At 45.7% G+C, this 26,954-nt stretch carries 23 protein-coding genes and 2 pseudogenes; 19 read left to right on the top strand and 6 right to left on the bottom strand.

Going from position 1 to position 26,954, the window contains the following annotated elements; translation table 11 throughout:
• Window positions 1-729 (bottom strand): MerR family transcriptional regulator, encoded by a 729-nt coding sequence (locus MKX98_RS05780; protein WP_194541096.1) that lies wholly within the window; start codon window positions 727-729, stop codon window positions 1-3.
• Window positions 730-1,152: 423 nt separating this feature from the next.
• Here MKX98_RS05780 and MKX98_RS05785 point away from each other — a divergent pair, with 423 nt between their 5' ends.
• The gene (locus MKX98_RS05785) at window positions 1,153-1,578 is read left to right on the top strand and encodes a DUF6157 family protein (RefSeq protein WP_339221981.1); all 426 of its coding nucleotides are present in this window, start codon (window positions 1,153-1,155) and stop codon (window positions 1,576-1,578) included.
• A 133-nt stretch (window positions 1,579-1,711) separates the two neighbouring features.
• On the opposite strand, the gene MKX98_RS05790 is transcribed toward MKX98_RS05785, so the two are convergent.
• Window positions 1,712-2,734 carry a zinc-binding alcohol dehydrogenase family protein gene (locus MKX98_RS05790; protein ID WP_339224329.1) on the bottom strand — a complete coding sequence of 341 codons (1,023 nt, stop codon included), beginning with the start codon at window positions 2,732-2,734 and terminating at the stop codon, window positions 1,712-1,714.
• A 149-nt stretch (window positions 2,735-2,883) separates the two neighbouring features.
• Here MKX98_RS05790 and MKX98_RS05795 point away from each other — a divergent pair, with 149 nt between their 5' ends.
• Window positions 2,884-3,261 (top strand): helix-turn-helix domain-containing protein, encoded by a 378-nt coding sequence (locus MKX98_RS05795; protein WP_194545057.1) that lies wholly within the window; start codon window positions 2,884-2,886, stop codon window positions 3,259-3,261.
• Window positions 3,262-3,420: 159 nt separating this feature from the next.
• Here the strand turns inward: MKX98_RS05795 and MKX98_RS05800 are convergent, their stop codons facing one another.
• Both MKX98_RS05800 and guaD read right to left on the bottom strand, forming a co-directional pair.
• Window positions 3,421-4,773, bottom strand: a complete 1,353-nt coding sequence (locus MKX98_RS05800) for a solute carrier family 23 protein (RefSeq protein WP_339221983.1) — start codon at window positions 4,771-4,773, stop codon at window positions 3,421-3,423.
• A gap of 57 nt (window positions 4,774-4,830) precedes the next feature.
• On the bottom strand, window positions 4,831-6,195 hold the full coding sequence (gene guaD, locus MKX98_RS05805) for a guanine deaminase (RefSeq protein ID WP_339221985.1): 1,365 nt from the start codon (window positions 6,193-6,195) through the stop codon (window positions 4,831-4,833).
• Window positions 6,196-6,572: 377 nt separating this feature from the next.
• Between guaD and MKX98_RS05810 the strand changes: the two genes are divergently transcribed.
• The 3 genes from MKX98_RS05810 (at window position 6,573) to MKX98_RS05820 (ending at window position 8,229) form a co-directional block, all read left to right on the top strand.
• Window positions 6,573-6,800 carry a hypothetical protein gene (locus MKX98_RS05810; RefSeq protein WP_339221986.1) on the top strand — a complete coding sequence of 76 codons (228 nt, stop codon included), beginning with the start codon at window positions 6,573-6,575 and terminating at the stop codon, window positions 6,798-6,800.
• A gap of 31 nt (window positions 6,801-6,831) precedes the next feature.
• Entirely contained in the window at window positions 6,832-7,272 is a 441-nt protein-coding gene (locus MKX98_RS05815; RefSeq protein WP_339221988.1) for a hypothetical protein, read from the top strand.
• A gap of 171 nt (window positions 7,273-7,443) precedes the next feature.
• Window positions 7,444-8,229 carry a superoxide dismutase family protein gene (locus tag MKX98_RS05820; RefSeq protein WP_339221990.1) on the top strand — a complete coding sequence of 262 codons (786 nt, stop codon included), beginning with the start codon at window positions 7,444-7,446 and terminating at the stop codon, window positions 8,227-8,229.
• Between the two features lie 504 nt (window positions 8,230-8,733).
• Here MKX98_RS05820 and MKX98_RS05825 read toward each other — a convergent pair.
• The gene (locus MKX98_RS05825) at window positions 8,734-9,066 is read right to left on the bottom strand and encodes a hypothetical protein (RefSeq protein WP_339221991.1); all 333 of its coding nucleotides are present in this window, start codon (window positions 9,064-9,066) and stop codon (window positions 8,734-8,736) included.
• 1,157 nt (window positions 9,067-10,223) lie between these two features.
• Here MKX98_RS05825 and MKX98_RS05830 point away from each other — a divergent pair.
• The 12 genes and pseudogenes from MKX98_RS05830 (at window position 10,224) to MKX98_RS05885 (ending at window position 23,747) form a co-directional block, all read left to right on the top strand.
• A complete protein-coding gene (locus MKX98_RS05830; protein ID WP_339221994.1) occupies window positions 10,224-10,607 on the top strand; it encodes an AAA family ATPase in 384 nt (127 codons plus the stop codon).
• A gap of 90 nt (window positions 10,608-10,697) precedes the next feature.
• On the top strand, window positions 10,698-11,213 hold the full coding sequence (locus MKX98_RS05835) for a DUF4241 domain-containing protein (RefSeq protein ID WP_339221996.1): 516 nt from the start codon (window positions 10,698-10,700) through the stop codon (window positions 11,211-11,213).
• A 283-nt stretch (window positions 11,214-11,496) separates the two neighbouring features.
• Entirely contained in the window at window positions 11,497-12,540 is a 1,044-nt protein-coding gene (locus tag MKX98_RS05840; protein WP_339221997.1) for a WXG100 family type VII secretion target, read from the top strand.
• A complete protein-coding gene (locus tag MKX98_RS05845) occupies window positions 12,541-12,948 on the top strand; it encodes a contact-dependent growth inhibition system immunity protein (RefSeq protein WP_339221999.1) in 408 nt (135 codons plus the stop codon).
• Between the two features lie 448 nt (window positions 12,949-13,396).
• Complete coding sequence (locus MKX98_RS05850) at window positions 13,397-13,888, top strand: hypothetical protein (protein ID WP_339222001.1); 492 nt, start codon at window positions 13,397-13,399, stop codon at window positions 13,886-13,888.
• A gap of 3 nt (window positions 13,889-13,891) precedes the next feature.
• Window positions 13,892-14,002 (top strand): annotated as a pseudogene (locus tag MKX98_RS05855) (RNA 2'-phosphotransferase); the annotation flags it as partial.
• Window positions 14,003-14,094: 92 nt separating this feature from the next.
• Entirely contained in the window at window positions 14,095-14,526 is a 432-nt protein-coding gene (locus MKX98_RS05860; protein WP_339222003.1) for a hypothetical protein, read from the top strand.
• Between the two features lie 438 nt (window positions 14,527-14,964).
• Complete coding sequence (locus MKX98_RS05865) at window positions 14,965-16,953, top strand: DUF2207 domain-containing protein (RefSeq protein ID WP_339222005.1); 1,989 nt, start codon at window positions 14,965-14,967, stop codon at window positions 16,951-16,953.
• A gap of 311 nt (window positions 16,954-17,264) precedes the next feature.
• The gene (locus MKX98_RS05870) at window positions 17,265-20,600 is read left to right on the top strand and encodes an S-layer homology domain-containing protein (protein ID WP_339222007.1); all 3,336 of its coding nucleotides are present in this window, start codon (window positions 17,265-17,267) and stop codon (window positions 20,598-20,600) included.
• Between the two features lie 175 nt (window positions 20,601-20,775).
• Window positions 20,776-22,854, top strand: coding sequence for an ATP-binding protein (locus MKX98_RS05875; RefSeq protein ID WP_339222009.1), 2,079 nt, complete (start codon window positions 20,776-20,778; stop codon window positions 22,852-22,854).
• Window positions 22,855-22,960: 106 nt separating this feature from the next.
• On the top strand, window positions 22,961-23,116 hold the full coding sequence (locus tag MKX98_RS05880; protein WP_220686422.1) for a hypothetical protein: 156 nt from the start codon (window positions 22,961-22,963) through the stop codon (window positions 23,114-23,116).
• A 379-nt stretch (window positions 23,117-23,495) separates the two neighbouring features.
• A complete protein-coding gene (locus MKX98_RS05885) occupies window positions 23,496-23,747 on the top strand; it encodes a hypothetical protein (protein ID WP_071221372.1) in 252 nt (83 codons plus the stop codon).
• Window positions 23,748-24,045: 298 nt separating this feature from the next.
• Here the strand turns inward: MKX98_RS05885 and MKX98_RS05890 are convergent.
• Window positions 24,046-24,153, bottom strand: a pseudogene (locus MKX98_RS05890) (FMN-dependent NADH-azoreductase); the annotation flags it as partial.
• Between the two features lie 229 nt (window positions 24,154-24,382).
• On the opposite strand from MKX98_RS05890, the gene MKX98_RS05895 reads away from it, so the two are divergent.
• Together MKX98_RS05895 and MKX98_RS05900 are read left to right on the top strand one after the other, a co-directional pair.
• Window positions 24,383-25,339 (top strand): SDR family NAD(P)-dependent oxidoreductase, encoded by a 957-nt coding sequence (locus MKX98_RS05895; RefSeq protein ID WP_194541121.1) that lies wholly within the window; start codon window positions 24,383-24,385, stop codon window positions 25,337-25,339.
• 54 nt (window positions 25,340-25,393) lie between these two features.
• Window positions 25,394-26,869, top strand: coding sequence for a multicopper oxidase family protein (locus tag MKX98_RS05900; protein ID WP_339222013.1), 1,476 nt, complete (start codon window positions 25,394-25,396; stop codon window positions 26,867-26,869).
• The last annotated feature ends 85 nt before the right edge of the window (window positions 26,870-26,954 follow it).

Consider the following 26,954-nt stretch of genomic DNA (forward strand, 5'->3'; position numbering starts at 1 on the left):
TTACTCCGACTCCGACATCATGCGCATGGCATCCTTGATGAAGACTTTTTCCTCATCGGTAAATGGATCCAATATATTGAATGTTTCAGCCTCGGGAGCATCTTCTTGAAGCTTTGCCATCTTGATTAGTGTTTGTTTATGGAGAAACATCAATCTCCTCATACATTCTAGCGCTTCTTCAGATTCAGGGCTTGTCTTGGACATGACTAAGTGTCTAATTCTTGAGAATAAGCTATAGTACTCTTGGTCGAGCTTGAATCGCTCTGGATCTCGAAAGTTATAGATTTTATACAGGTTCCGTTTGTTTTCATCCAGATTCTCTTCTTCCCAAAGGATGGAGTGCATAATAAAGCAAAAGGATCTGATATCCACTGAGTTTTCATTCGAAATGATCATATCCATATGATTTAATTGGTCGATCATATCCTGTATTCTTTCTAGCTCCGCAGTGAGCTGTTTTCTTTTGAATTGTATCGTGCTTTTGATCTGCTCTTGTTCGATATGGGCATACTGCAATATGTTCGCAATATCCTTCAGCGAAAAACCTATGAATTTCAATGCCTGAATCTGTTGGAGACGTACCAAGTCATCCCTACTGTACAGCCGGTGTCCGCCATCCTTGTAATCGCTGGGTGTTAACAAGCCGATTTTGTCGTAGTATCTTAACGTTCTGACCGATTCGCCAGTGTGGTTCGATAATTGTCCGATAGTCATCATTTGATCTAACATTTTAGCGCCTCATTTCGATGGATCTCTTTATTTTTGATGTAAGGTATTGCCGGATAATGATAAGGTTTCTGAAGAGCGATGCAAAACATAGCATACAATATGATGAAGGTTTCAATCATTAAAAACGTATACTTAAACCACTGGGGCAACCCTAGAACCAGAGAAGTCCCAAGCATGATTTGTACCGTCATTTTTTCTTTTCTTGTGGTTAATTTCATTCTCGTCACCTTTCGTATAAGAAGTCTGAATCATATCTTAAAAGGTGACGCGGGTAGAGGTTCAAGCATTTTTTTAATGGGGGGAATAAGAAAAGACGGCGATAATGACTGACCGATTCTGTCAGGGATAGAGGGTTATAATTAGTTTTAAATAAGTCGATGTGTTATGAGCGGTGCTATATATATTAGTTTAGGAGGAACGATAATGGATTGGAATTACTATGATACGTTTATTACCGTTGCAACAGATTGCCCTGTTGAGACCGGAACGCAGCCGCCGGACAAGAAAGACGGAAAAACCAAGCCGGGTATCGAGTTTGAGTTAATCACGAATAATCCGTACGCCTATACCCAGGAGGAGCTCTTGTACGAAGTGCATATCCGGCACAAAAACATTCCGGAGACGGAGTTAGCCGAGAGAGGGAACCAGATTCGAGACGAGTTTTTTAGGAAGCCGCAACCATGCTTGAGAGCATCGATGCTCCCGAAGAAATACGGGTGGGGGATTCATTTCAATGCGAAGGGGCAAATCGCGATCGTTCCGGTGGAATCCCCCGACTATCGGCGCTTTGTGGAAGGAGCCAACGGGAAGGTGAAGCTGCTCGCCGCTATGAGAAACAAGAAGAAGTGAGTGCAATCATAGGTTCAGTAGACACAATTACGCTAATGTGAACAATCGTTGCATCAAAAAAAGCAGGCAAAACTGGAATCCAGTTTTGGACTGCTTTTTTTGGACTTTTATGATTTTGATCCGTGTAAATGAATTATTCGAAATGTTCGATAACAACTTTCCCAACCATTTTCCCGGATTCAACCATTCCATGGGCTTTTTTTAGATTTTCAGCATTAATCGGTCTAAGTACGTCGGTTAGGGTCGTTACTATTCTTTTTTGATCGATAAATTCTGATAAGGCAGAAAGTAATTGATGTTGTTCTTGCATGTCTTCTGTTTGAAACATGGCTCTCGTAAACATAAACTCCCAAACAAAGGTAGCACTTTTACTCTTGAGTACATTTAAATCTTGTTTCTCAGCTGTTTCAACAATCGAACAAATTTTGCCTTGTGGAAGTATAGAAGCAGCAATTTGATCCCAGTGTTGATCCGTATTATTTAAACAAAAGATATAATCAACACCTTTCAAGTTGATTTCTTCCAACTGTTCAACAAAAGGTTTATAGTGATTAATCACATAGTCCGAACCAAGTTTTTTGCACCAATTTATTGATTCTTGTTGGGAAGCTGTTGAGATAACCGTTAATCCTGCTAACTTTGCCAGTTGAATAGCTATAGAACCTACTCCACCTGCGCCACCTATAATTAAAATAGAACGTTCTTTATTTTTTTGTGTATTGTTCAAGTCGATACCTAATCGTTCAAATAATCCTTCCCAAGCGGTTATGGCGGTTAAAGGTAATGCAGCTGCTTGTGCATCATTAAGCGTTTCAGGTTTCTTACCAACGATTCTTTCATCTACTAAATGATATTCGCTATATGTTCCTGGTCTAGTTATACTTCCTGCATAATAAACCTGGTCACCTGGTTTGAATAATTTACAATCTTCCCCAACTTCTTCTACAATACCTGAGGCGTCCCATCCAAGAATCTTTGGTGTTTCCTCTTGTTTATCTTTAGGCGCCCTTACTTTCACATCAACCGGATTAATCGAGATGGCATTGACTTTAACTAAAATATCGCGTCCTTCCGCTTTTGGCTTCGGTATTGTAATATCGATCAGACTTTCTGAATGATGAATGGGAAGGTATTTATACAATCCTACGGCTTTCATTTCCACCATATGATATCTCTCCTTTATTTTAAGATCATTTCAAAATGATAAGTACAGTTATAATATAGGTGATAATAATATAAAAAATAAGTACGCACATTAATGTTGTATAGTAACATTATGTATACTGTAAAAAGAGGTGTGTCATGATGCGCAATCGAAAAAGTGGTTACGGAAAGTGTACGGATGGTCTTCAGCATGCTTGCCCCGTAGAGGTTACGTTAGATGTAATTGGGGGTAAATGGAAGGGTGTCATTATTTATCATTTACTTAACGATACGCGTAGATTTAATGAGTTTAGACGATTGGTTCCAGGGATTTCTCAGCGGATGTTGACTTTACAATTGAGAGAGCTTGAAAATGATGGGATTATTCATAGAGAAGTGTATAATGTCATTCCTCCAAAAGTAGAATATTCCTTAACACAATTTGGCCAGACATTGTCCAACATCATTATCCAGATGAGAGAATGGGGTGAAATATACGCTGAGCAAGTACAAACGCAAAAAACGAAAACATCAATATAGTTACAGTCGAGGTATCTAGCAAAGTTAAAATCATACTCTCAAAATAGTAAAAACGCTGTGCTTATCGTAAGAAGCTTACGAGAAGCATAGCGTTTTTCATGAATTCTATTATTTCAAATGTAAGGTTCAGTCAAAAAGTGCCCTGCCTCGCTCTACAACTTACTTCGCACTAGGCAGCAATTTATTCAACAAGATCGCTGCAAGCGAAGCAGCCAGAATCGGTGATCCGAGTAAATACTGCACGAACGTAGGCAGTGTGTACAAGTAATCTTTAGGAATGAGCACTAACGCTAACGTCAAAATCATCGGAATAGCAATAATGTACATTTCTTTTTCGCCGATTTTCACGTTCTTCATGACCTGGATCCCGTTAATCGAGATGATGCCGCAGACGATGGCGAATACGCCGCCGATGACCGCGGTTGGGATCGAGGAGATCAGCACGGCCAATTTACCGGAACAGCCGAAGAGGACAAACCATCCGCCTACCGCCAGGAAGACTCGGCGACTAGCCACACCCGTGATGGATATAATCCCTGCATTCGTGGAATAGCCGGTAACCGGCGTCGAGCCGAGTCCTGAAGCAATCAGGCAGCTGATCCCTTCGCCAATCACCCCTCGGTTAATGTTCTTATCCGTTAACGGTTTATCGATGACGTTACTGATGGCAAACCATGTACCCGTTGTTTCCGCCAGCAGTACGAGGTAAATGATGACCATGGTGATGATCGCCGAGAAGTCAAACGAAAAGCCAAAATCCTTAAACGGAATCTGCGGCATGCTGAACCACTTGGCGTTTGCGACAGCGCTGAAATCCAGCACACCCATAAAGTTGGCGGAGATACATCCGATAATTAATGCGACCATCACGGACGTAACGCGGAATATCGCGCCTCTTGTTCGGAACAGAGAACCTAGGATGACGAACAGGATGAGTGCAGCCGCTGAGATCAGGGCCAGCAGCACATTCTGATTGATGGTGGCGTCCGCGGCGCCGTAGATATTGTCTCGAATCGCAACAGGCAATAACGACAGACCGACGATGAAGATGATCGTGCCCCCGACAATGGGCGGGATGAAGGATTTCACGATTTTATTGAAAACTCCCGTATATCCCAAAATAATGACGAGGATCGCGCCAATCAAGCTCGCGCCCAGCACGGAACTCCAACCCATCTCCCCTCCGCCGCTGGCGGCATAGATGGCGACAATCGCGCCTAGTGGAACATAGGAAGGACCCTGCGCCATCGGCAGCTTCATACAGAAATACGTTTGCACAATCGTGGCAAGCCCGGCCGCAATAAACGTGGATTGGATCAATGCGCTGGACTGATTAGGCGCCAAGCCGATTAACATGGCAATCAGGAAAGGAACGACATAGACGTCCATCGCGACGACATGCTGTAAACCGAGAATGGCGGATTTCCCGAATGATATTTTGCCGTCGGGAGGTACCGTTAAATGCTGTGACTTCGTTTGCTCGTCATTTTGCTTGTCTGCTTGTGTATTCACTCCGCTGGACACCTCGAATGTTAGGATGAATTGCTTTTTGAACAACCTCTATCTTTCTTAACGCGTATGAACCTTTTCCCCTTGTACCCACACCTCGCGGATATGCTCAGGACGTGCCAGATACATGATCTTCTGAAAAATATCTTGTGTGTCTTCATTCTCATCGAACATCGGCAGCTTGGCGGATGGAAGTCTCGTATCGATCACCTGCACATCCCATGCGTAGTTTTCTTGAATGCGGCCAATCGGCAAGCTCAGACTTTCGCCGCCTCCGGCCGTGGCCAGATAGAATGCCTCATGGACCGTAATCCGCGACTCGGGCACGCCGCGAGCTTCCGCAGGAAGGGAGGTGTTCACGCCATCTTCCAGCATCCTCGAGGACATTACGGCCTGTCTTATATTATCGAAGAGACTCGGTGAGAAGCCGCCGGATAGATCCGAGCCTAAACCGATCTCCACATTGTTGGCGTGGAAGCGGGCGACCGGGATGACGCTGTTGGCGAAATACGCGTTGGATATCGGGCAGTGCGCGATCGCGGTGCCGGTGTCAGCGAACAATTCGGCATCCTGGTCATCGAGAAAATTACAATGAGCCATGACCGATTTATCGCGCAGCAGGCCAAAATCATGCAGGGCAAACGCATCGTTTTTCTGGAACCGATCTTTCACATACCCGTGCGCCCAATCGCTTTCGCTGCAATGGGACTGCACATACGTGTCGTATTTGGCTGCCAGCTCGCCTAGCCCCTTCAACCCCTCATCGGTGCAGCTTGGAATAAAGCGTGGGGTCACGACGGGATACACGCCTTGTTTGGTGGTCTTGGCGAGTTCCTGTACAGCGATAATAAATTCCTCTGTATCTGCCAGTGCCGTGGATGTGTCCGCATCGCGGTAGTAATCCGGATTCTGCTCAGGATCGTCCATGACAACCTTTCCGACAAGTCCGCGCTGGCCTTTGCTCGCACAGATTTGGGCTAACAACAAGCTGGCTTCTTTATGCACCGTGGCAAAATAAAGGGCCGTCGTTGTTCCGTTGGCCAGCAGGGTACTTACCACATCGTCGTAAACCTGTTGCGCAAACGCCAGATCGGAGAATTTGGATTCCAGCGGGAACGTATACGTATTCAGCCAATCGTAGAGTGGAATGTCCAATGCGGTTCCGGATTGAGCCCATTGCGGGGCATGAACGTGCAAATCGACAAAGCCAGGCAGGAAATACTGTCCTTCCTCTAGTCGGTGAAAGCTGTCCGTGCCTTGATACGTATCCAGCAAGGATTGATAGTCGGCGTCTTCCGGTGCCACGACTCGCTCAATCATGCCGTCCGTGTTAATGCAGTAAAGATAGTCTCTCAATACTTGAATTTCTTTGGGAGACTTGCCTGAAAAAGAAGTCCCTTGAAATAATAACATATATTTACTCATTTTTACCGCCTTAATGTTCGTTTTTTGGAGCGCTTTTGTCATTATAGTCCGTTAAAAAAGAGATGTCCATAGTTTAAAGGCGAATAGATATGAGCTTGAGTTATTAATGAAGACTCCATAGTGATGACAGGTCAGGAACACGATTGAGATCATTCGGAGTTGCCCGGGGGATACAGGGGGCTTCTTCATGAGAGATAACGTCCGCTGCCTTTTTTGTAAAGAGAAAAGGATATCAGCCGCCCCCTACAGAATAACTTGAAGCTGCAATCATTTTTGAGACTTGAAGGGGAATTGAAATGAAGACTAAATTGATCATGGTCGAAGGTCTGCCGGGTTTCGTAGCGATTACTGCAAGACGCAGGCTCCTTTAAAGAAATATGGATCGAACGAGCCGCCAAAAAAGGCAGCTGGAATACGGCAAACATCGCGGTCTGGAGGGTGTCGAAGGGACGCTGGAAGTATTGAAGGCCCGGCGCAGGCTGGAGTACCGGATCTTGGACAGTCTTGGACTGAACAAGGAACGAATGAACAACTCCCATTATGATCAAGAGACGTACAGAACCATGCTGATAGACAAGCTGAAGCTGCATGGGGTCATCCAATAATATTATTTTGTGAATAAGGAAGGACGATTTGATGAAGCACTTTTTAACGATCATGCTGCTCTATATGACGGCTCTATTAACAGGCTGCGATAAGGAACCCGGTTGGGAAACGATGCAGCTTCTGGACGAGAAGGTCGTCGAAATTCGGATTTCGGCATTTGAGTCATGGGACGAGATGAACGGGGATACACTGTTTTCTTTCAAGGAGGCGAAGGCTGTAAGCGCATTTGAGGAAGCGATCCGTACGGCTCGCAAGCAACCAGATGCTGCCAAACGAACAGACCCGGATTACGACGTGATGGTTATCTATGATCAGCAATCCCCGATTCACGCCATTAAGCTGTGGTTGGGGGAAGAGGGTCAGGAAAGTGTGTTCAGCTACGGTTTCAAAGATTGGGGAGAAGATGTATATGTGGTTTCCGCCAAACATACGGATCGGATGAGAGAACTCATTTTGCAAGAGGGGCATTAACGCCGTAGCGGAGGGAATCTCTTTTTTATGTTCAGTAGCTGGAGATGATATAAAAGCCAGTTTAGTAGGTTATTCAATCCGTATATCTGTCTAGGGGAACAATAAATAACGCCGAACGCCTCATATCCCATAAAATAACGACTTAGACGTATAAAATCAGGGGATTGGGAGATGAATGAATATCATCATTCAGGAGGCGATGAAGTGAAGAAGAAGACCAACAAATTAAAATATATGGCTGGAGCATTTCTTGCCGGAGCCCTGCTGTTCACAGGAATTTTGTTCGCTGCTGCGAATCCCGAAGGAACTTTAGCTACGATTAAACACACGATGTCTAAAATAAGCTACTACGTGAACGGCAAGGATAACTCCACCACTGATGGACCATTTGCGCAGCAAGGGACGGCGGCCTCGGATTCCGAGACTCCTACCGGCAGCAGCGATGCACCTGCTCGCATGGTTTCGGATCCGGTTAATCAACCCGTGTTCTGGGACCAGGCTTTCAGGAAGGAATCTCTGGGGCATCTTGAAGTCCAGCTGTACAATGCGGCGGGGGAGTCTGCCGGTTCCGCTATCTTGGAGCAGATCAATGACGGGGTGAAGGTGAAGATCATCGCATCCGGCCTTACACCAGGCAAGCATGGGTTCCATGTACATGAGAACACGATCAAAGATAGGGATTTCAAGTCTGCCGGTGGGCATTTTAATCCGACCGACAAGCATCATGGACTCAAGCATCCACAAGGAAGCCATGTTGGCGATATGCCGAATCTGGTCGTAGGCGCAGACGGCACCGTGGAAGCGGAGACGATCATTCAGCATGGCACCCTTAAAAAGAACCAGCCAAACTCGGTGCTCGGACGCTCGCTGATCATTCATGCCGGCGAAGATGACGGCGTAACCGATCCATCGGGCAATTCCGGCGACCGGGTGGCCGGGGGGAATATTCCGGAGTAATCCTGCAAGCTACAGGTAACATGTGGTTTGTAGCATATGAATGTCAGTGAAAGACGCATCTCTTTAGGAGGTGCGTTTTTTTGTGATGGTTGTGTGGCGGGACATGGAAGAAGAACCTGGTTGGGAATATCTTATAAAAGGTATGGTCTGGCCAATTTTATTTATCAGCTTTTGAAGCAAAATATACAACCATAGATATGAGTGCTATAGATATAAGAACTTTTACTATATTGAATATTGAACCAACACTAAAACTAAATATGGAAAGGAATGTTGTATCATTACCCAAGCCAGCGAACACAGCCAAATTAACAAGTAATATGCTTAAACTAATAGAAACTATGACCACAAATAATGAAAAACCGGTTATGAATTTTTCGTTATCATTTCGCATTATCAAAAGTATAGAGAAAAGACAAATAACTAAAAGAAATATAAGAAACATAATTAACCCCCTATGAATTAAAATAAAGAGGATATAATCCTCTCTATTTTAATTGTAAATTACTTAGATGCGTACGAGAAGTACATGCTTTTAGTCTGTGGACCAAACGCATATAAATCCTGAGAATTAAATAGATTGTAAGACCAACGAACATTAAGCTTTTTTTGTGCTGGAGTATTATAATGCCCTACAGCAAATATTACATCAAATGATTGGCCTGTTTTTTCAAGTTTCTTCCCTTTTGCGAATTCAGCACTAGCCTTTCTAACTTTAGTAGAACCAGAATTATCATATGTTTTCATCGAGTGGTTATTTACAGTTTGTGAACTATTATAAGCGGTGGAAAAAGAAATAGGAGTCAATGGAAGTTGAAACGAGGCAGAAATATCCACCTTTATAGAGCCACCATAAGGCGCTTTTTTGCGTACGCTCTGAAAACCATTAGTGAAAATAATAACAACAAAACGATGGAATTGGATGAATATTAATTTTTAGGGTTATATATCCATTTAGTTGATGAGTGTAATACTCAAAGGAAGTACATGTTGAAAGTTTGATTTTTATAAGGGGAGAGATATTGGTGTGAGGAGAGTTTTCGGTTTTTTTATATTAAATTATTACTATTCGAAAAAGTGGCGTTTGTTTGGTCTGTGGTTTTTCCTCTTTTTACTACATTGGTTATGCAGAAGAATATCTTGGATTCTACTAGCCACAATCTGGATATGATTAAATACATTTTTTTGGTTTTGGGCCTTTATTATCAGTACGTTTTTAAATGGAATAGGACTACAAACAGCAAGGCTTAAAGGAAGTGGTTCATTAAAGACTATACTTTAATTAGTTTAGTGCTTTTCACAATGATTGTGACGCTTATTTACAGTATGTTTTCATTGAAAATATTAAATGTTAATGGTCATCATTGTTATCATTTCAATACCATTAGCTTTTGCAACTTTTAGCGTAGCACTTTTACCTGTTCAGTTTTCCAGCATATCCACCATATTGAATATTTTGATGTATCCCTTTTTTAAGTTGCCATTAATGTTGATATGAAAAATGTGTGGTTATTGGAAATATGGGCTCTGGATTGTTCGATCACGAATTTCTATATGTTCAATTTATAATTCCGTTATTATTTTTTGGTTTCGTAGGATGCATAGCCATGAGAAAAATAGACTTATTATCGATGCTGCAAAGATAGAATTACAATAATATCATGTGATTAAAATTAGGCTATTCGTACTTTAGTATGAATACATAAGTGAGGAATTTTGCTAAGAATATCAAAAATCTTAAATTTAAATATCCAAGAGGAAAAGATTTTGTGTTACAGGATGTAAAATTCTCATTACATACAAAAAAGTTAAATGCAATTGTTGGTGTAAATGATTCTGGTAAAACAACAATGTTTGATTGCGTAACTAATGTTCTAAAACCGGAGTCTGGAGAGATCAATTTACCTTCTGTACAGGATATGTGACCCAGAATCTGAATCTCTTCTTCACCTGTTAAACCTGAAGTTGAAGGAACGGATTTTTACACTGAAAAAATGTCGCAACTTGAAAAAGAATTGTTTGAACATTTGTGGGATTTACGAATCGGGAATATGTCTATCGGTGAAAGAAGATGGTTTTTTATCAACTTATTAATTAGAATTGACCGTTCTTTATATATCTTTGATGAGCCAACAAGCGGAGTGTACCCCGTATCTAGAAAAAGAATACACGAGTTAATTGGGAAGCTTATAGAAGAGGGGAAAACTTGTATTATATCTACACATCAACTTCAAGACTTAATGTACTTAGATTCCCACCTAATCATACTAAATAGAGGAAAGATTACATATAAAGGGGATTTCAAAGAATGGTTACATCTAAATAAATCAAATAATCCAGATGAAGCTTTTGAAAATATGCTAATCTCGATTATGTAAAGGTTGCTGAATCAGGGGTTCGCTCTTAAACTCCCCCCATCATAAGTGCTAAAATAGAACCATCATACGCTGTTATTGGAGGTATCTTCTTTGATCATTCAACTGGGCAATTTTGAAGTGAATTCCGGACAATTAGTTGTTGCGGATCCTTGTTATGAATTGAATACGAACATTATCATCATGGGCGTGTTGGAAGCTGTATTAAATGGAACGTGGGTTGGGGAAGTGCAGAAGGTAGAGATCCCGGATTGGGGCGAAGCCAACGCAAAGCTAACGGCTTACCATCACTCGGCAGCTGAACAGGGGGCATTCCTGGAATGGATCAAGTGTCCTTTTGTAGCTGGGGTGGATAGCGGGCAGGCCGGGATTTTTGATATTCAGAAGTACCGAATTCCAGACGCTGATGCGACATCGGATAGCTCGGATACGGATACGAAATGGTATTATGCCTGCTGCGATATCACCGAGAGTGGAGAAGAAGCGGGTGTCCTGGATGGAGGCGTCGTATCCCGGACCGGCATTGGCGATGGTGCATATGGCGTGTATAAGGCCGTGAATGAGCAGGATCAGGTGGTTGGCGTAAAAATTGTGTTTATTAAGAGCTAGTTGAGTGTCAGTGTAACGAAATACGAGCAAGCGCGAACAGCCATGGAAGGCATCCTTTTATGGCTGTTTTTATTGGAGATGCAGTATAATTGCCTGCCAAGGCTGTCACCATACTAGAGACAATAGAGGCATATTGGGGCTTCAGTACCATTTTAGAAAATGAAAGGCACGATTCTTCCAGATTGCGTACTCCCATGCTATTGATATGAAGGACTCTGGAACCTTTTCCATATCCTAGAAGGAGGATACAATAAGGTCCAATGAAACGTTGGAGAGGATGCAAATGCCTAGAATACTCGTTCCGCCCGAGGTGCTGATTCGGGTATCGGAGGAAGCCGCCAGGGCAGCGGAAGAACTGGAAACGACCAAGAATCGGCTGGACCAGCAGATTACCTATATGATGTCTTCGTGGGAAGGAACGACCCGTTCGCGGTTTTTCGAAGATTTTCAGCACGCCCATGGGGAAATGAATAAAACGATTGAGCATCTCAGGATCATCGGCCAAGAATTGAAAGCCATTGCCTTCCGGTTTATTTCTGCCGATATGCATGAAGATCTCATGATCGCGGCAGCTGCAGCGAGCGCTGCTAATGAGCCCAAAACGTTCTGGGACCATGCGGGGGACTTCTGGCAGGGACTGCAGACCGGTGCGAAGTCCGTGGCAAATTCGGTGAAGGATACGGCGACATCCTTGGTAGAAGACCCGCTTGACACCGCTAAGGATATGGCCTATAACATGACCATTGGGACGATCGAGGAGGCTGCCGAAACGGTGGTCTGGGGAGGCAAAATGATCTTTGATGCCGATACCCGGGAGAAATTCGTCGAAGACGTTGAGGATTCGGGCGGAGCGTCCAATTACATGGGGCAGCAGGCTGCCATGATCCTGGCCGGCTTGACCACACGCCGGTTTGGCGTGAAGACTCACCCACACTTGAAGCATGATTCGGGTGGGGATGGGGGAAAGGTTGAGGGGACGCCGAAGGCTCCTATTATAGAAGAGCTATCAAGGGCCCAAAAGAGAAACCTTGAAACATTAGATAACATAGTTGATAAGCATCTTACAGAAATGGACTTTTCGGGAACCTTAAGAGATTTGCAAGGGAATCCAGTTCCCAAAAAAGACGGAGGGTATTGGAACCATCTTCAGGAAATGCAAGATTCTTATAAAGGTCTTAGCAAAATAAAACGTGGGCTAGAAGGTTCTTTACAAAACCCAACTTTATCAGACTCTACTAGAAAAACACTGCAAGATGCTTTAAACAAAGCAAACCTAAACCTGAAAAAAATTGAGGATTTATTTGAACCATTTGGAGGATTGAAATAAATGAGTCAAACCATTAAAGAGATTTATTCATTGAATACAGACAATCAGAATGATGAACCCGAGTATGCATTGGATAAATGGTACGATAGTCTAATTAATAAAACAGCGGACGAGATTGATTTGGAAGATGTTTCAAGGATGTTATCTCAGAATGTATTTATTGAACTTGGCATAAAAAGGGCAATGGAAATTTTATCGGAGGATCCGATTGCTGGGGTGTTTTATGATGGTCAATTGCTGGAGTTACTTAGTGCTGTCGATTTAGATAACTTTAAAGATTTGTCTCAGCTTAAGCTTCTTCTACAGAAGATTAATAACAATGTTTCAAATTTAGATTGGTCTAGTGAAGAAGATCAGATTGAGTATAGTGAGTTATTAACTAATTTTATGAATAAGATTAATTTGTAATCTCAATATAAGGTTGGTTTGCAGGTTTGGGAATGATCGTTCACTACACACTTGAGAGAAATACGTGAAAGTTTTCAAGGCTTATTCTAATCTAAGTATGAGTTAGGAATGAGCCTTTTACAAGTTTGCAGGAATGATTACGCATCTTTATTGTTAATCTGATCGATTGGCAATCGTCGTAAAATGGATGACAACACAGGTTAACATTTTAGCCAAGTGAAAATTCAGAGCCGCTCCTGGATCGATCGTTTTTTTCATTATGATAGACTTTCTTGAACTTGAAACAGATTGAGACAGCCTTGTTTCATTGTTGTATTACATTTAATTGTAGGTGTTGAATTTGCGAAAAGCTTGTGAATATTCAGACTTAAAACCTTGATCGGGTGCTTATCACTCAACAAGGTTTTTTTCTATATAATCTATATTCTCTTATCCACTGCAGGTTAGAATGAGTCTTGTTTGCATACCAAAAATCAAAGAATGGATCACTAAATCGAAAGCTTATGGTGAAGAAATCATCATTTACTATGAAACTAGGGAAGATGGGGTGTTTCTGTTGCCAGGTACATGGGGCATTTATCCATGGTTTGAGGAAGATGGAGAGGAATTAATTGAAGAACGCCATAGGGATGAATTTCGTAGATTAAAACCTTATGGAAAAATATTTCGGTGTGTTGGAGAACGAGACGAATTTATTGAGTTGCAATATATCGGCCACAGTTACTTGGTCAAACCTCAGCTGTTCAAAAAAGTTCCAACGCCAAAATTTAATTTTGGTGTCACTGTAAGACTTAGAAAAAAACCGGAGGTTATTGGAACTATTTCCGAAATCAACTGGCATAATCAGACTGAAAAAGAAATGTACTTTATTGAAGTGGACGGTAAGAAAAAGTCATCCCGATATTTTAGCGAAGATTTAATAAGCCTGGAGTGTGAGTAGTGGATATTACAAAAATTAAGTAAAGAAGTTTCATATGCCTTAAGACATGCTCCATGGGAATATGAATTAGAACTAGATGATGAAGGATGGGTAAGCATTGAACAGGTAGCGCTACGCCGTGATAAACAATAGAGAAACAGCATGAGAAGTGTATAAAACGGACGGTGCAGAAACTGCAACTATTATCTTTACAGGGAGGGAATAAATTGATAGATAATAATTCACCAATTATACCATGGGTTGGGCTTGGAGGAGTTAAACTTTATAGTCATGTAAGTCATTTCTACGATTTAATTGATAAGCTCGATGAAAAGTCATCGTTGTTAGTGAAATTATTTGTAAGATATGAGATTAAAGATTCCGTAGATTTATGGTTCAATTTATTAAACGGAAAGCTCTTTAAGATAACCGCGTCGAAAGGATACAACGGATTATTATTTGATAAGATACATATCGGGATGCATATTGATGAGGTGCTCCAAATAGAGCCAAGTTTTGAATACGATGATTTTGAAGAAGTTTATGTTAGCCCCAAGGGGGTGTTTATTGAAACAGACCCTGTCGAACAAACGGTATTGTGGATATCGGTATATGTTAAAGAACTAGATGATGATGATTTTGAAAGAGGAAATTGGTAGTAAGTATCCTCTGTGCATGTCTATACAGATAGAGAATGGAACGACATTAAACATGATAGATTATATAGATCCAGTGTTAATACCTGTTCCTAAGAATGAAGTATGGAGATGTACTAATTGCGATAGAACTTACGTTTTTAATGAGGATAATACAGTTAGTAAAGTCTATGTGGTAGAACAGCAATAAGAAGTTTAGCAAACTTAACAAAAAGATCGTAAAAAACAACCAATATGAAGGCTTATTCCAGCTTGAAAATGAGGAGGAGTGGGTCTTTTTTTGCGTACCTAATATTAAGAGAAGGAAAGGAAGCTGGCAAAGTGTACAGGCTGACGAGGAAAAATGTTATAATGACTTTTTGCGACCAGAAGTTGTGGAGTCTAGCAACAAAAAACATAAGGCGCCTCTAGTAAAGCTAACTGGAAAACAGGAGGTTTACTGTGAAAATAAAGATTGAACATGTGTTATTTTTGGCAGTTAGTATTGTTTTGGTTGTTATCTTAGGCGGGTGTGGCAACGACAATGAGTTAACTATTGATCAAGTGGACGTTGTGGCCAAGGTAATGGCGGACGGGGACTTATATGTGGAAGAGCTATTCACATACACAGTACAAGGAGAGTATGAAAGAATTCCTAGATATATGGACAATTTCGGGGGAGCGAATATTGAATTTTTTGAAGCTTATGTACCACCGAATGACCGAGAGCTCGGTAATCTTGGTTATGTTAATTTGGAGCGTTATCCGGTCTATTTAAGAACTAAATCAGGTTCTTATTACATCGAATTACAAGCTAAAGATGAAACGAGGCAGATCTATTATCGCTATAGGCTTGATCGAGAAGCTGTGAAATATGACGATCGTGGAGAGCTGGATTGGACCGTACTCAAAGATAACAGGTTTGATCATCACAACGTAACCGTCAGGGTTTATACAGAACAGCCTGCAAAAGAGAATTTATCCGGATATGCCTACGATCGCTCAAGAGGCAGCTTGACGGAAATAAACAATCGTTGGATTAGATACGAAAATCCGCTATTACCCGAAGGGGATAGTGCGAGGCTGAAGTTGTATTTCCCCCCAGAGGTGCTGACGGAGAGGGAAACAGAAGAGCCCTCAGCCTCACTCTCGGAACGACTGTTATATGAACAGAAGCTTCAGCAGAGATTCGAAAAGCGTGAACATTTACTGAAAGCGGGTCAATATATCAGCCACTGGCTGACCTATGTAGCCATAGCGGGTATCGTCTATTATTCCCTTTCGCTGCGTAGGATCTCATCCTGGTGGTGTGGTAGGCGGATCAGCTTCGAAGATCTCGCAGCGATGGATCCAATCGATCTGATTTACCTTTTCCGGAAGGGAAAGCTCCGACTTGCAGATGGGCTGGCCGGTGTATTTTCGCTGCGCCGTAAAGGCATGGTGAGTGTTTCATTAGTGCCATCAGATATGCGATTCCAGGAAGATTCGAGAGCGCCGAAGAGGCTTCCAGAGTTTACATTCAAGGGTAATCGTACAGCCCTGAAAAAACCAGACCGTTATTTGCTTGGTTGGCTGTCTCACGGTACGACTGTCCTGAACCTGGAGAGAATTTCTGGCCCTACGAAAACAGAGCGCAGGAATAAAGCGACTATGGGTAAATACATAAAGCGGATGAGAAGTCTTAAAAGGGGACTCAGCCGCTGGCAGGAGCTTGTGGAGACTGAGAATAGCAAAGGGATCATGTACAAGGAATACGCGGCGAGAAAAGTCATCATACCTGCTCTAGCTCTCATACATCTGGTTTTGCTCATCTATCTGTACATTGCAGACGTAACACCTTGGGGATGGGTAGGAGTATTGGCCATTATTTTGGGCGGCGGACTCATATTGGCTTCTTTTCGCTGGCGCCTCAAAAGATACATCATCATCTTTTTGGTCGTTTGCTTTTTCGTTGCAGCTCCAATTTTGTATGATCCGCTGGTCGACGAATACTTGAACTTCGTAATTCTTTCATTTTTACTTGTTGGTTTTTTACCCCGAGGAGCATTAGATCAGCGTTCGGCAGCTTACCTAAGCGCTATAAAGCGGTATCGACGGAAGCTGGCAAGAGGCGGACATGGCGAAGGCAGGGGTGAATATGACCGTAATCGGCTTGAAAAAATGAGAGAGGATGCGCTATTGCTTGGTGTAGGAGAACGTTTTATGAAAAAGGTAAGCAAAGAAAATCCGAATTTTATTTTCTCAGAGGCTTCTTCTCTGTTCGATAAAGATGTGGATACCGCTATCGATTATGTCTTTATTCATTCTTGGAAAGGAATATCTGATGGAACATCTTCCGGAAGAAATAGCAGTAATGGTGACGGTGGAGCAGACGGAGGGAGCTCATACGACTACAGTAGTGACGGTGGCTATGATGGAGGTTCTGGAGATGGTGGTGGGGGAGGAGATTGACTAAGAAGTTATGGACTGGTTCCCTTCCCACATCACGAAAAGGGAGGAAGACTGCAATCCGGATGGGACTGCAGTCATTACGGTAAATAACATCATAGGCACAATCTTAGCCGAGCGAAAACTCAGGGCCGCTCCCTGCATTCGCTCGGTTTTTTCTTTATGACTGCTTTCCTATCAACTTGAAACAAAATTGAGACAGTCTTTATTCCATTGTTATATTACACTTAATTGAAGATGTTGAATTATATCAGATCACGTCGTGTTTCTATGACTCATCGATGACTGTACTGATGCAAAGGAGAAACCTGTTTATGAAAAAAATGTCCATCGTGCTGGCAGTAACGCTCATTATTTCGATGGTGCTTGCTCCCTTGGCTTCCGCTCAGCCCGTGCTCCGGGCTGGAAACGACTCGGTTCCGGCCGAAACGGACGGTTGGGTGTGGGTCGGGACCGCAGAAGAACTGGCTTATATCAATCGGAATCAAGCGTCTTACCTGGATCGGAATATCCGATTGACCGGCGACATCGATATGACCGGATACGATTGGGTACCCATAGCCGATGAAACGACCGTCTTCAGCGGTATTTTCGACGGAAGGGGACACCGGATCGAAGGTCTCACCATCGATGGAGGAGCTCTACAGTATGTCGGCTTCTTCGGCCGCGTATCGGGGGCCATCCGTAATCTAAGCATTTCCGCACAAGTCAACGGCGGCAGTTATGCCGGCGGATTGGTGGGACACCTGATAGGCGGCAGCATTCTCAACTCGCATTCGCAGGGCACCGTTACGAGTGGCAACACGGTTTCCGTGAGCGTAGCAGGCGGGTTGGCCGGGGCAGCCAATGGCGATTCGACCATTCTTCGCTCATCTTCATCCGCTGCCGTCAAAAGCGGCGATGCCCCCAATCAGTATGCCGGCGGGCTGGTCGGTTCACAGGGATTGGGCAGCATCAATGATTCGTATACCACCGGAAGGGTCACGAATACGGAGAGAGGTCAATATTTCCATGGGGGCGGATTGGCCGGACAAATGATATACGGAACAATAGCCAATAGTTATTCTACAACTGCAATCATGAAATCCGGAAGCGTCACCTATTACACGGTGGGCGGTTTTATCGGAATCGTGACGCATTCATCCATTGACGCCTCATATTACGATAACACGACATCGGCCCAAACCGCTGGCGTGGGCGTTGGGGATATCATAGGCTCACCTCAACTCACAGGCCTAACCACCAACGAGATGAAGACGGCCTCCAATTATGGCGGCTGGGATTTTGCGAATATGTGGGCCGTCCACACTGGCGTCAATGGGGGCTATCCGTTTCTGCGCCCGGATATTTTGACAATCGATCTGCCGCGGGCGGCCAAGGACGCTCCTTATTCGATGGTGATAGATGCTTTCGACGGCGCAAGTGGGGGCATGTCATGGAGCGCCTCCGGACTTCCCAGTGGCCTATCGATGACTGCCTCTGGCAGAATCGAAGGCATCGCTACGGTGAGCGGCGCGTTCCCGGTAACGGTCTCGGCGACCGATGCGGGCCGGAACACCGTCAGCGCGGTATTGACTCTGTACGTGGATGAACCGGCACAGGACATCGACAGGCTTACTATTAGTCCAGGCAGAGCGAACGGTTCGACGAGCGCGACGGCAGTTCCAGGCGATCCTGGGCATACATTCGCTTATCTGCTCGAGAAGGATGCGGGGATGCGTCCTCTGGTGGGTGATGCGCTGCCTGGCGAAGCGGTCTTGTACTCGCTCGGAGCGGACATTGTGGATCCAATCCCGGGTCAATATCTCCAGGTGTTTGAACTGGATGTACAGAAGCGCATTCAGGCATGGAGCAGCGTACAGGTGGAAGCCGCACATATTCGAGACCAAGTCCGCGTGACGGGAGTGACGCTGGATCAGACGGCATTGACCCTTGCGGCAGGAGGTGCTTCACAGAAGCTGACAGCCGTCCTTATGCCTTTGAATGCGTCGAATCAGACGGTAACCTGGAACTCCAGCGATCCGGCCGTCGCTCAGGTGGATCAGAACGGTGAGGTGACGCCGATTGCAGAAGGTACGGCGGTCGTTACGGTGACGACCGTCGACGGAGGGTTCACGGCCACCGCAGCAGTGACGGTCCAGTCGGCTCCAGTGGACACGGGGACGGTGATCGGTGCAGTCTACGGTACAGGGAATACGCCTCTGGTCGGTGCGGCGGTATCGGTGGGCGGAATCAAGGATATGACCGACGCCGAGGGGAGATTTACTGTGAATAACGTAGCGGCAGGCAGCCATGCACTCACGGTGACAGCAGCGGCGTATAACGATTATACGACAACCGTAAATGTCTTAGCTGGGGGGACAGTTGACGCAGGGCGCATCGATTTGAGAGCTGCCTATACCCCAGAACCGGTACCCCCATCCTATAGCTGGGTTCCGGTTTCTGCCCCATCCCCTGTACCGGACCCAAGAATGGTCGTAACGATCAACGGCAAACAAGTTCGGGTAACCGCCAAAAAAGAGCAGGAGCATGACGGGCGCACCGTTCTGAGACTGATAGCGGACTCCGATCTGGTTCGGTCATGGGTCGTTGGCGGGGAAGATATCGTCATTGACATTGACAATGAGGATCCGGTGGTGAAGGTCGATCTCCCGGCTGAAGCGCTGCAGGTTCTCCTTTCGGCGAAGCCGAGTGCAGCCATTCGGATTGGGGTGAACGGGGCAAGCTACAGCGTTCCGCTGTACGTGCTAAGTGACCTCAAGAACCGAGCGACCGTAACGGTCGTTATTGCGAAAATGGCGGATTCCGCAAGGCGCAAGCTGGATGAGGTATTGACTCGTCAAGGCTATGACATGCTGGCGGAGCCGATGAGCTTTGAGCTATACAGCAACGGCGATGTAAGAATCGAAGGGGAAGACACTTACCTCAAGCGGACATTCTTGATTAATGATGCGGCAGGATCCGATCGTTCCACCGTCGTGTGGGTGGATGACGCAGGACAGCCGCGCTTCGTCCCTTCCATTTTTGAAGGGGAGACAGCGACTTTTTATAGCCCATATAACGGTGTGTACACTGCGGTTCGCTCCAACCGAACTTTCGAGGATATCCAGGGACATTGGGCGCAAAGTAACATCGAACGGATGGCGAACAAGCTGATCGTGAACGGATCGGCTGACGGCATGTTTGATCCTAACCGTACGGTGACCCGCGCCGAGTTCGTTGCGATGCTCGTACGTGCGCTCGGACTCACCGAGAAACCGCAGCTTTCTTCCTATTCGGACGTTGGGCCGAACGGAATTTGGTATGCCGGTGCGATAGGAGCCGCATCCGCGGCTGGCTTGATTGAAGGCTACGCCGACGGTTCGTTCCGACCGGACGCTAGGATCACGAGAGAGCAGATGGCGGTTATGCTGGCCAGAGCAGCACGATATGCCGGCGAGCTTCCGCCAAAGGACGCTTCGACTTTGGAAAGCTTCTCGGACTATGCCCAGGTATCCGATTGGGCCAAGGGAGCGACTGCCGACCTGTTGGCCGCCGGCATGATCGAAGGCGTCGGGAAGGCTGCGTTCGCACCGCAGGCGTTTGCCACGCGCGCACAAAGCACGGTTCTCTTAAACCGAATGCTGCTCTACTTGAATTTCATGAACTGATTGCAACTGAATAGATGGCGCGCACATTCCAACCGAGAATGTGCGCGTTTTTTTGCGTTTATTCCGTAATGGAGCCTATTCGTAGACTCGAAACATAGTATAGTATAAAAAAATAGCAGGTTTATTAGTTGAAAGATTCAACGGGCGAGAAGCGGATGGAGTGAGGATGTAACGAATGGAGAAGATTGCAAAACATCGCATTATCGGCTTGGATCGGGAAATGATGAGTTTCACGGATTGGCTGACGGATTCCCGGGCGCAGACATCCATTTTTTCAATATCAGGAATTGGCGGCATTGGCAAAACAACGCTGCTGCTGCAAATGGCCCGCACGGCAAGGCAGTCCTCGGTGCGTTCTCTTTGGCTGGACGGGCAAGGAGGTTTAACGACGTCGGGCGCTTTTCTGGCGAGTCTGGAGATGAGTCTTGCAACTGAATACGGCAGAACCAGGGCTCCGGAATCCGCGCTGCTGCCATACATCGTTAACGAGCTTCAGCTGCAGCGAACCGTTTTGTTCATAGACAATGGTGAGGAGATCGAAAAGCTGGAAGGGTGGCTGTTCTCCAGATTTCTTCCTGAGTTGAAGTCCGCCCACGTGCTGATCGTATGTGCCTCGCGCAATGGACTGCCGCTCAAATGGCAGACGAATCCGGAATGGAAGTCCCGAATGAAAAGGTTCTCTTTGCGGTTGTTTACTCGAGAAGAGGTCTACGATTATTTAGGCGACAGCGGCTTGTCTGCGGAATGGCAAAGGGCTATTGCCGAGAAGACGGAAGGCCATCCGTTGTCGCTTGCCTTGACCGTGGATATGCTGCTTTCCGAGTCTGTAGAGCAGTGGGATGTATGGCGAGAGGTTCCGGCTGTATTGAGCGCCGAATTTTTGCGGGAAGCGGCGTCTCCTGGCGTGTACCGTGCGCTGACGGTTTTGTCGCTTCTGCCTGTTGCCGACGAGAACATGCTGAACCGGTTGTTGGATACACCTTTGGAAGGGGCGGACTATTACCATCTGAGGGCACTTTCGTTCGTACGGGATACGGTGGATGGGATAACGCTGCACCAGGTCGTTGCTCGAATGTTACGGGATGACTTTACGCGCAGAAACCCCGAACAATTTGAATCGGTTCGCCATCAGGTGTTCGTCCTGCTGGCGGAACGATTCCACTCGGTCGACCAACGGATGCAGATGCACCTGAGCGCCCACATCTTGGAGCTGTACCGTGAGTTTCTGCCCTCGGCGCATGCGTACGCCAATTTCTCGTCAAGCCTGAAACCCGGCGAGCATAAGCCGTTCGAGCAGGAAGATCTCCCGTATTTGCAGCGCTTTTTGAAGGCGTCTATTCGGGGTTCCGACTGGCAGTCCGAACTGGTCGACTCTGCCGATTACCCGGTTTTGCTGGAGGAGATTGCAGCTCATTTTCCTGAAGGAATCTTTATCGTGCGGGACGAAAAAGGGATACCGCTGGCGTTCTGCGCAGGCGTATGGCTGCATGCCTTGAGCTTGCCATTGTTGGAACGATATGCGCCTGGGTGCAGGGGGATGCTGGAGGAGGAAGTATCTTCGCTGCATCGGCTGCCACCGGAGGCAGCCGATACGATATTTGTGCTGTTATCCGCGGTAAACTCCGAACAATCCTTGTATCGTCCCGAGGAGCTGGGGGCCATGCTGATGCAGCAATGGCTGGTCCACATGACCGGCGGTTTGCGGGGGATTTTGGCGGCGGGGGATCCACAGTTGAATTCCTTATTGTCGATTCTGGGATTCAAAGCGTGCGGGAAAGCGACGGGATATGCGGGCATCGAATTGACGACATGGGAGCTGGATTTTAGGCAAACGAGCTTCGATCAGTGGATTCAGCGGATCATCCGGCAAACGGAGACAGCAGCAGGACAACCGGCACATCAGCGGGAGGATGAGTATCCCCCGGCCATTGATCGAAACGTAATGAAGCAAATGCTGGAACGGCTGTTCGATCCCGACAAGCTGGAGGAACTCCCTGTCGTTCGGCAATTGGGTTGGGACGGGATGCAGGTGAGGAACATCATTCAAGGGATTCTGGCCGACGGACGTCCGATGGAACCTTTGACGCTGTTGGAGAAGGAAATTCTCATCGCAAGTTATTTGCGCAAGGACCGGAACAAAAGCCAGCTCGCAGCATCCTTCCATATGAGCAGAGCCACCTTTTACCGCCATATGCGTTTGGCCGAAAAACATCTGGCTTTTGTGTTAAGCGATTTGATGCGGTCCGGATTCTGAGCACGCATAGTAAAGGCGTAAAAGGTATAGGATCCCATAGCACCTTTACGCAGGTTGTAGCATAGGACTGCAAGTGAAATACGCATCTCTCTAGGAGGTGCGTTTTTTGAGTTCTATATTTCTTGAGATACACACGATACTGCTGAAACGGAGGTTAGCACGATACAAGAAGCATAGCGCTGTGGGGCTTCTGAACCAAAAGGCACGATTCTTCCAGATTGCATACTCTCATGCCATTGATATGAAGGACTCTGGAGAATAAAACGATTGAGCATCTCAGGATCATCGGCCAGGAATTGAAAGCCATTGCCTTTCGGTTTATTTCAGCCGATATGCATGAAGATCGGCAGCTGCAGCGAGTGGCGCTAATGAGCCCAAAACGTTCTGGGACCATGCGGGGGACTTCTGGCAGGGACTGCAGACCGGTGCGAAGTCCGTGGCAAATTCGGTGAAGGATACGGCGACATCCTTGGTAGAAGACCCGCTTGACACCGCTAAGGATATGGCCTATAACATGACCATTGGGACGATCGAACTTTTTGAATCGAAATTTGAAGGTATTTTTAAAACAGACTATAGGACTGCACACGATAGAACAGTTGATTCGGGTCGTCCCTGGTATCCACCTGAGGAGGAGTGAAATGGCTTCGTATGTATTGCTATTAAAAGAACACGAAGATGATGATATTGTTGTTTACAGATTTGGTCCAAACGAAGATGTTATGGGAAAAATTGAATTGAATAAGACTACTAGGAAGTTTGCTGAGTTAGAGTCTTTACCTGACCCAAGTATTCCAAGTAAATTTTATTTCGATAGAGCGGCTCAAAGATTGGTGGTTTGTTTGGTTCGGGAGGGGGGCAAATTCCCGGAAAGAACTGCATTTGAATCATAACTGATAACATCATAGGCACAATCTTAGCCGAGCGAAAACTCAGGGCAGCTCCCTGTATTCGCTCGGTTTTTTCGTTATGACTACCTTCCTATGAGCTTGAAACAAAATTGAGACAGTCTTTATACCATTGTTATATTACACTTAATTGAAGTTGTTGAATTTTATCAGATCACGTCATGTTTTATATGACTCATTGATTGTACTGATGCAAAGGAGACTCCATTGGCTTCCACTCAGCCCGTGCTCCGGCTGGTAATGACTCGGTTCCGGTCGAAGCGGACGGTTGGGTAATCGCCTCGGTTGATATCCCATAGAACTGTAAAACCTTATTCAAATAGCTGTATCCCATTTCAAGTGGGGAAAGAGGACCTTCCGAATAAATGGAACCGCTAGCTTGAATGTGTAAGACTATTTAACGGTCGTCCAGGCCAATTGTTCGGCCATTTGCCGATGTTTCTTGGCAGAGGGATGCTGTGCAATATTTCCTCGCTGTTGGATATGCCCGAATAATTAGCTTTGAGAAATACGATGCCATAAATTTGAAATTTGGTTATTGACTAATCAATCACAACTTGCTATAGTGTGATCATAAGTTAGTGATTGATCAATCACAAATAAGAGGAGTGTTGATGAACATGAAAAAAGCAATTGTAGTGGGTGCAACGGGTGGTACTGGTGCTGTTATTACGGCTGAGTTGGTAAAAAGGGGGTTGCCTGTGATTGCATTTGGACGGTCGCGGCAAAAGCTGGAGGAGCTTGCAAGAGAACTCGGCAATCCTTCACATCTTACATTAGCAATCGGGGATGCATACCGGCCGGATGACATTGTAACTGCGGCAAAAGAAGCGGAGGTATTGTTCCATTGTGCGAACGTCCCATACCACGAAATGGAGAGTAAATTGATTCCGCTCGGCGAAGCCATCATGGAGGCTGCCAATCGATTAAGCTTGAAGGTTGTCGCAATAGACGGAATTTACCCTTATGGAAGAAGACAGATGGATCGGGTAACCGAGGAGCATCCAAAAAAACCTCATACCAAAAAGGGTAAAGTGCGCCTTGCTTTTGAGCAGATGATCTTTAGCAGCAGATGGAAGAATGTGTCTGCCATGATTGTTCGTTTGCCGGACTATTACGGACCGACTGCAAATCAAGCATCCTATCTTGGAGGGACACTCGAAGCGATCGCCGCAGGCAAAATGGCATTTTTCATCGGAAACATGAAGGTTCCTCGCGAATATGTGTACTTGCCTGATGCGGCAGTTATGATTGTAGAGCTTGCGAGACAGGATCAGGCATATGGTCAAAATTGGAATATTCCCGGGGCGGATATTATTTCCGGTCATGAGATTGTCCGCATCGCCCAGCAAGCCTCCGGTATGAAGAAGCCAGTTATTGCTCTTGGCAAGGCTGGATTGTCGCTGCTCGGTCTATTCGTCCCCGTCATGAAGGAGATTGTCGAAATGCTTTACTTAACGAAGGAGCCGCTGCGCCTAAGCGGGGATAAATATAAGCGTTTTATCGGCCCAATTCCGGCTACGAAGCCGGCGGATGGAATTGCCGCAACGATTCGCGAACTGCAGAAAAAACGATGAACATTTTTATAAATAAGTAATTGATTGATCAATCATAAAAAGGAGTGAAAGCTTATGCGGAGGCTAACTTGGAAAGGGAAGGTCGGTATAGCGGGGTTGGGAGTGGCGATTTTGCTGGGTGCGTTGGTTGGCACGTACTTTTGGCAAATTCGCATGCAAAAACCATATGAAGTAAATATGGGCGAAATGCATCACATGGAAGGGATGGCGGGCCATCAGCATGGAACCGCCTCTGCAGCAACCCACCAGGCTTCACTGGCGACACGGTCATGCGAAGCAATTACAGAGGGGGAGAGCGACGCGCCCGTACGCGAGTTTCGGCTCACGGCCTCACAGAGCGAGAAAAAATTAGATAATGGTGATATCGAGAAGGTTTGGACATTCAACGGCCTCACGCCAGGACCAGAAATTCGAGTTGCCGAAGGTGAAAGAGTCCGTGTTGTGTTAGACAACAAGGACATTCAAGAAGGGGTTACCATCCATTGGCACGGGATTGTTCTTCCTTGTTCGCAGGATGGAGTAGCCGGTGTGACGCAGGATGCCGTAAAGCCCGGAGAGCAGTATACGTACGAATTTATAGCAGACTCTCCCGGAACGTATTGGTATCACTCTCATCAGGCTAGCTCCATCCAGGTTGAAAAAGGCTTGCTGGGGAATTTCATTGTCGATCCTCAGCAGGATCGGTTCGAATACGATCAGGAGGAAACGATACTTATCCAACAGTTAAATGGAACTTATCTCATGAACGGTTCAACAAAGGGAACGCATATCGAGGCGGCTCCCGGAAAGAAAGTTAGACTGAGGATGATCAATGCTGCGAACGAAACGGAAACGATTCGCGTCGACGGGGCCACTTACCGAATAATTGCGATGGATGGCCATGACCTCCACGAACCGGGGATGCTGGAGCATTATAAATTTCTAATGGGAGCGGGCCAGCGTTATGATCTTCTCTTTGAGATGCCGCAGCAAGGTAAAGTTGTCGTCACGAGTGAATCAGGTTTGAAGGTGACACTCGGGACCGGTAGCGAACCGGAGGTCCGTTCGGATCACAGCTTATTCAGATGGACCGACTATGGAGAACCAGATCCGAATGCTCCTGTAGACAAATTAACCTACGATCAGTCCTATACCTTAAAGCTCGATCAGAATCTGTTCATCAACTCCATTAACGGAAAAAGTTTTCATGAAATACCACCTCTGGTGGTCAAGGAAGGCCAACGTGTAAAAATGACGATTACGAATGCTGGCGGAGGTGACCACCCTTTTCATTTGCATGGGCACATATTTCAGGTGCTAAGCCATAACGGCCAGGCTTTGAGCGGAAGTCCCGTATATCTTGATACATTATTAACGCAAGAAGGTGATACTTACGAGGTGTACGTTAAGGCGGATAACCCGGGTTTATGGATGATGCATTGCCACAATCTGATGCACGCATCTATGGGAATGAGCATGATGTTCAATTATGAAGGTATTTCGACGCCATTTCGGGTCGGGACAAAATCGGGAAATTTACCGGACTTATGATCGGAACTAGGGAAGACGCTTATCCTGATATGAAAAGCTTCATATTGTTTCCCCTTTGCGCCCAGCTCGATAATACCAGCTGGGC

Origin of the sequence: Paenibacillus sp. FSL W7-1332, assembly GCF_037969785.1 — a bacterium.
Classification (GTDB): domain Bacteria; phylum Bacillota; class Bacilli; order Paenibacillales; family Paenibacillaceae; genus Paenibacillus_AQ.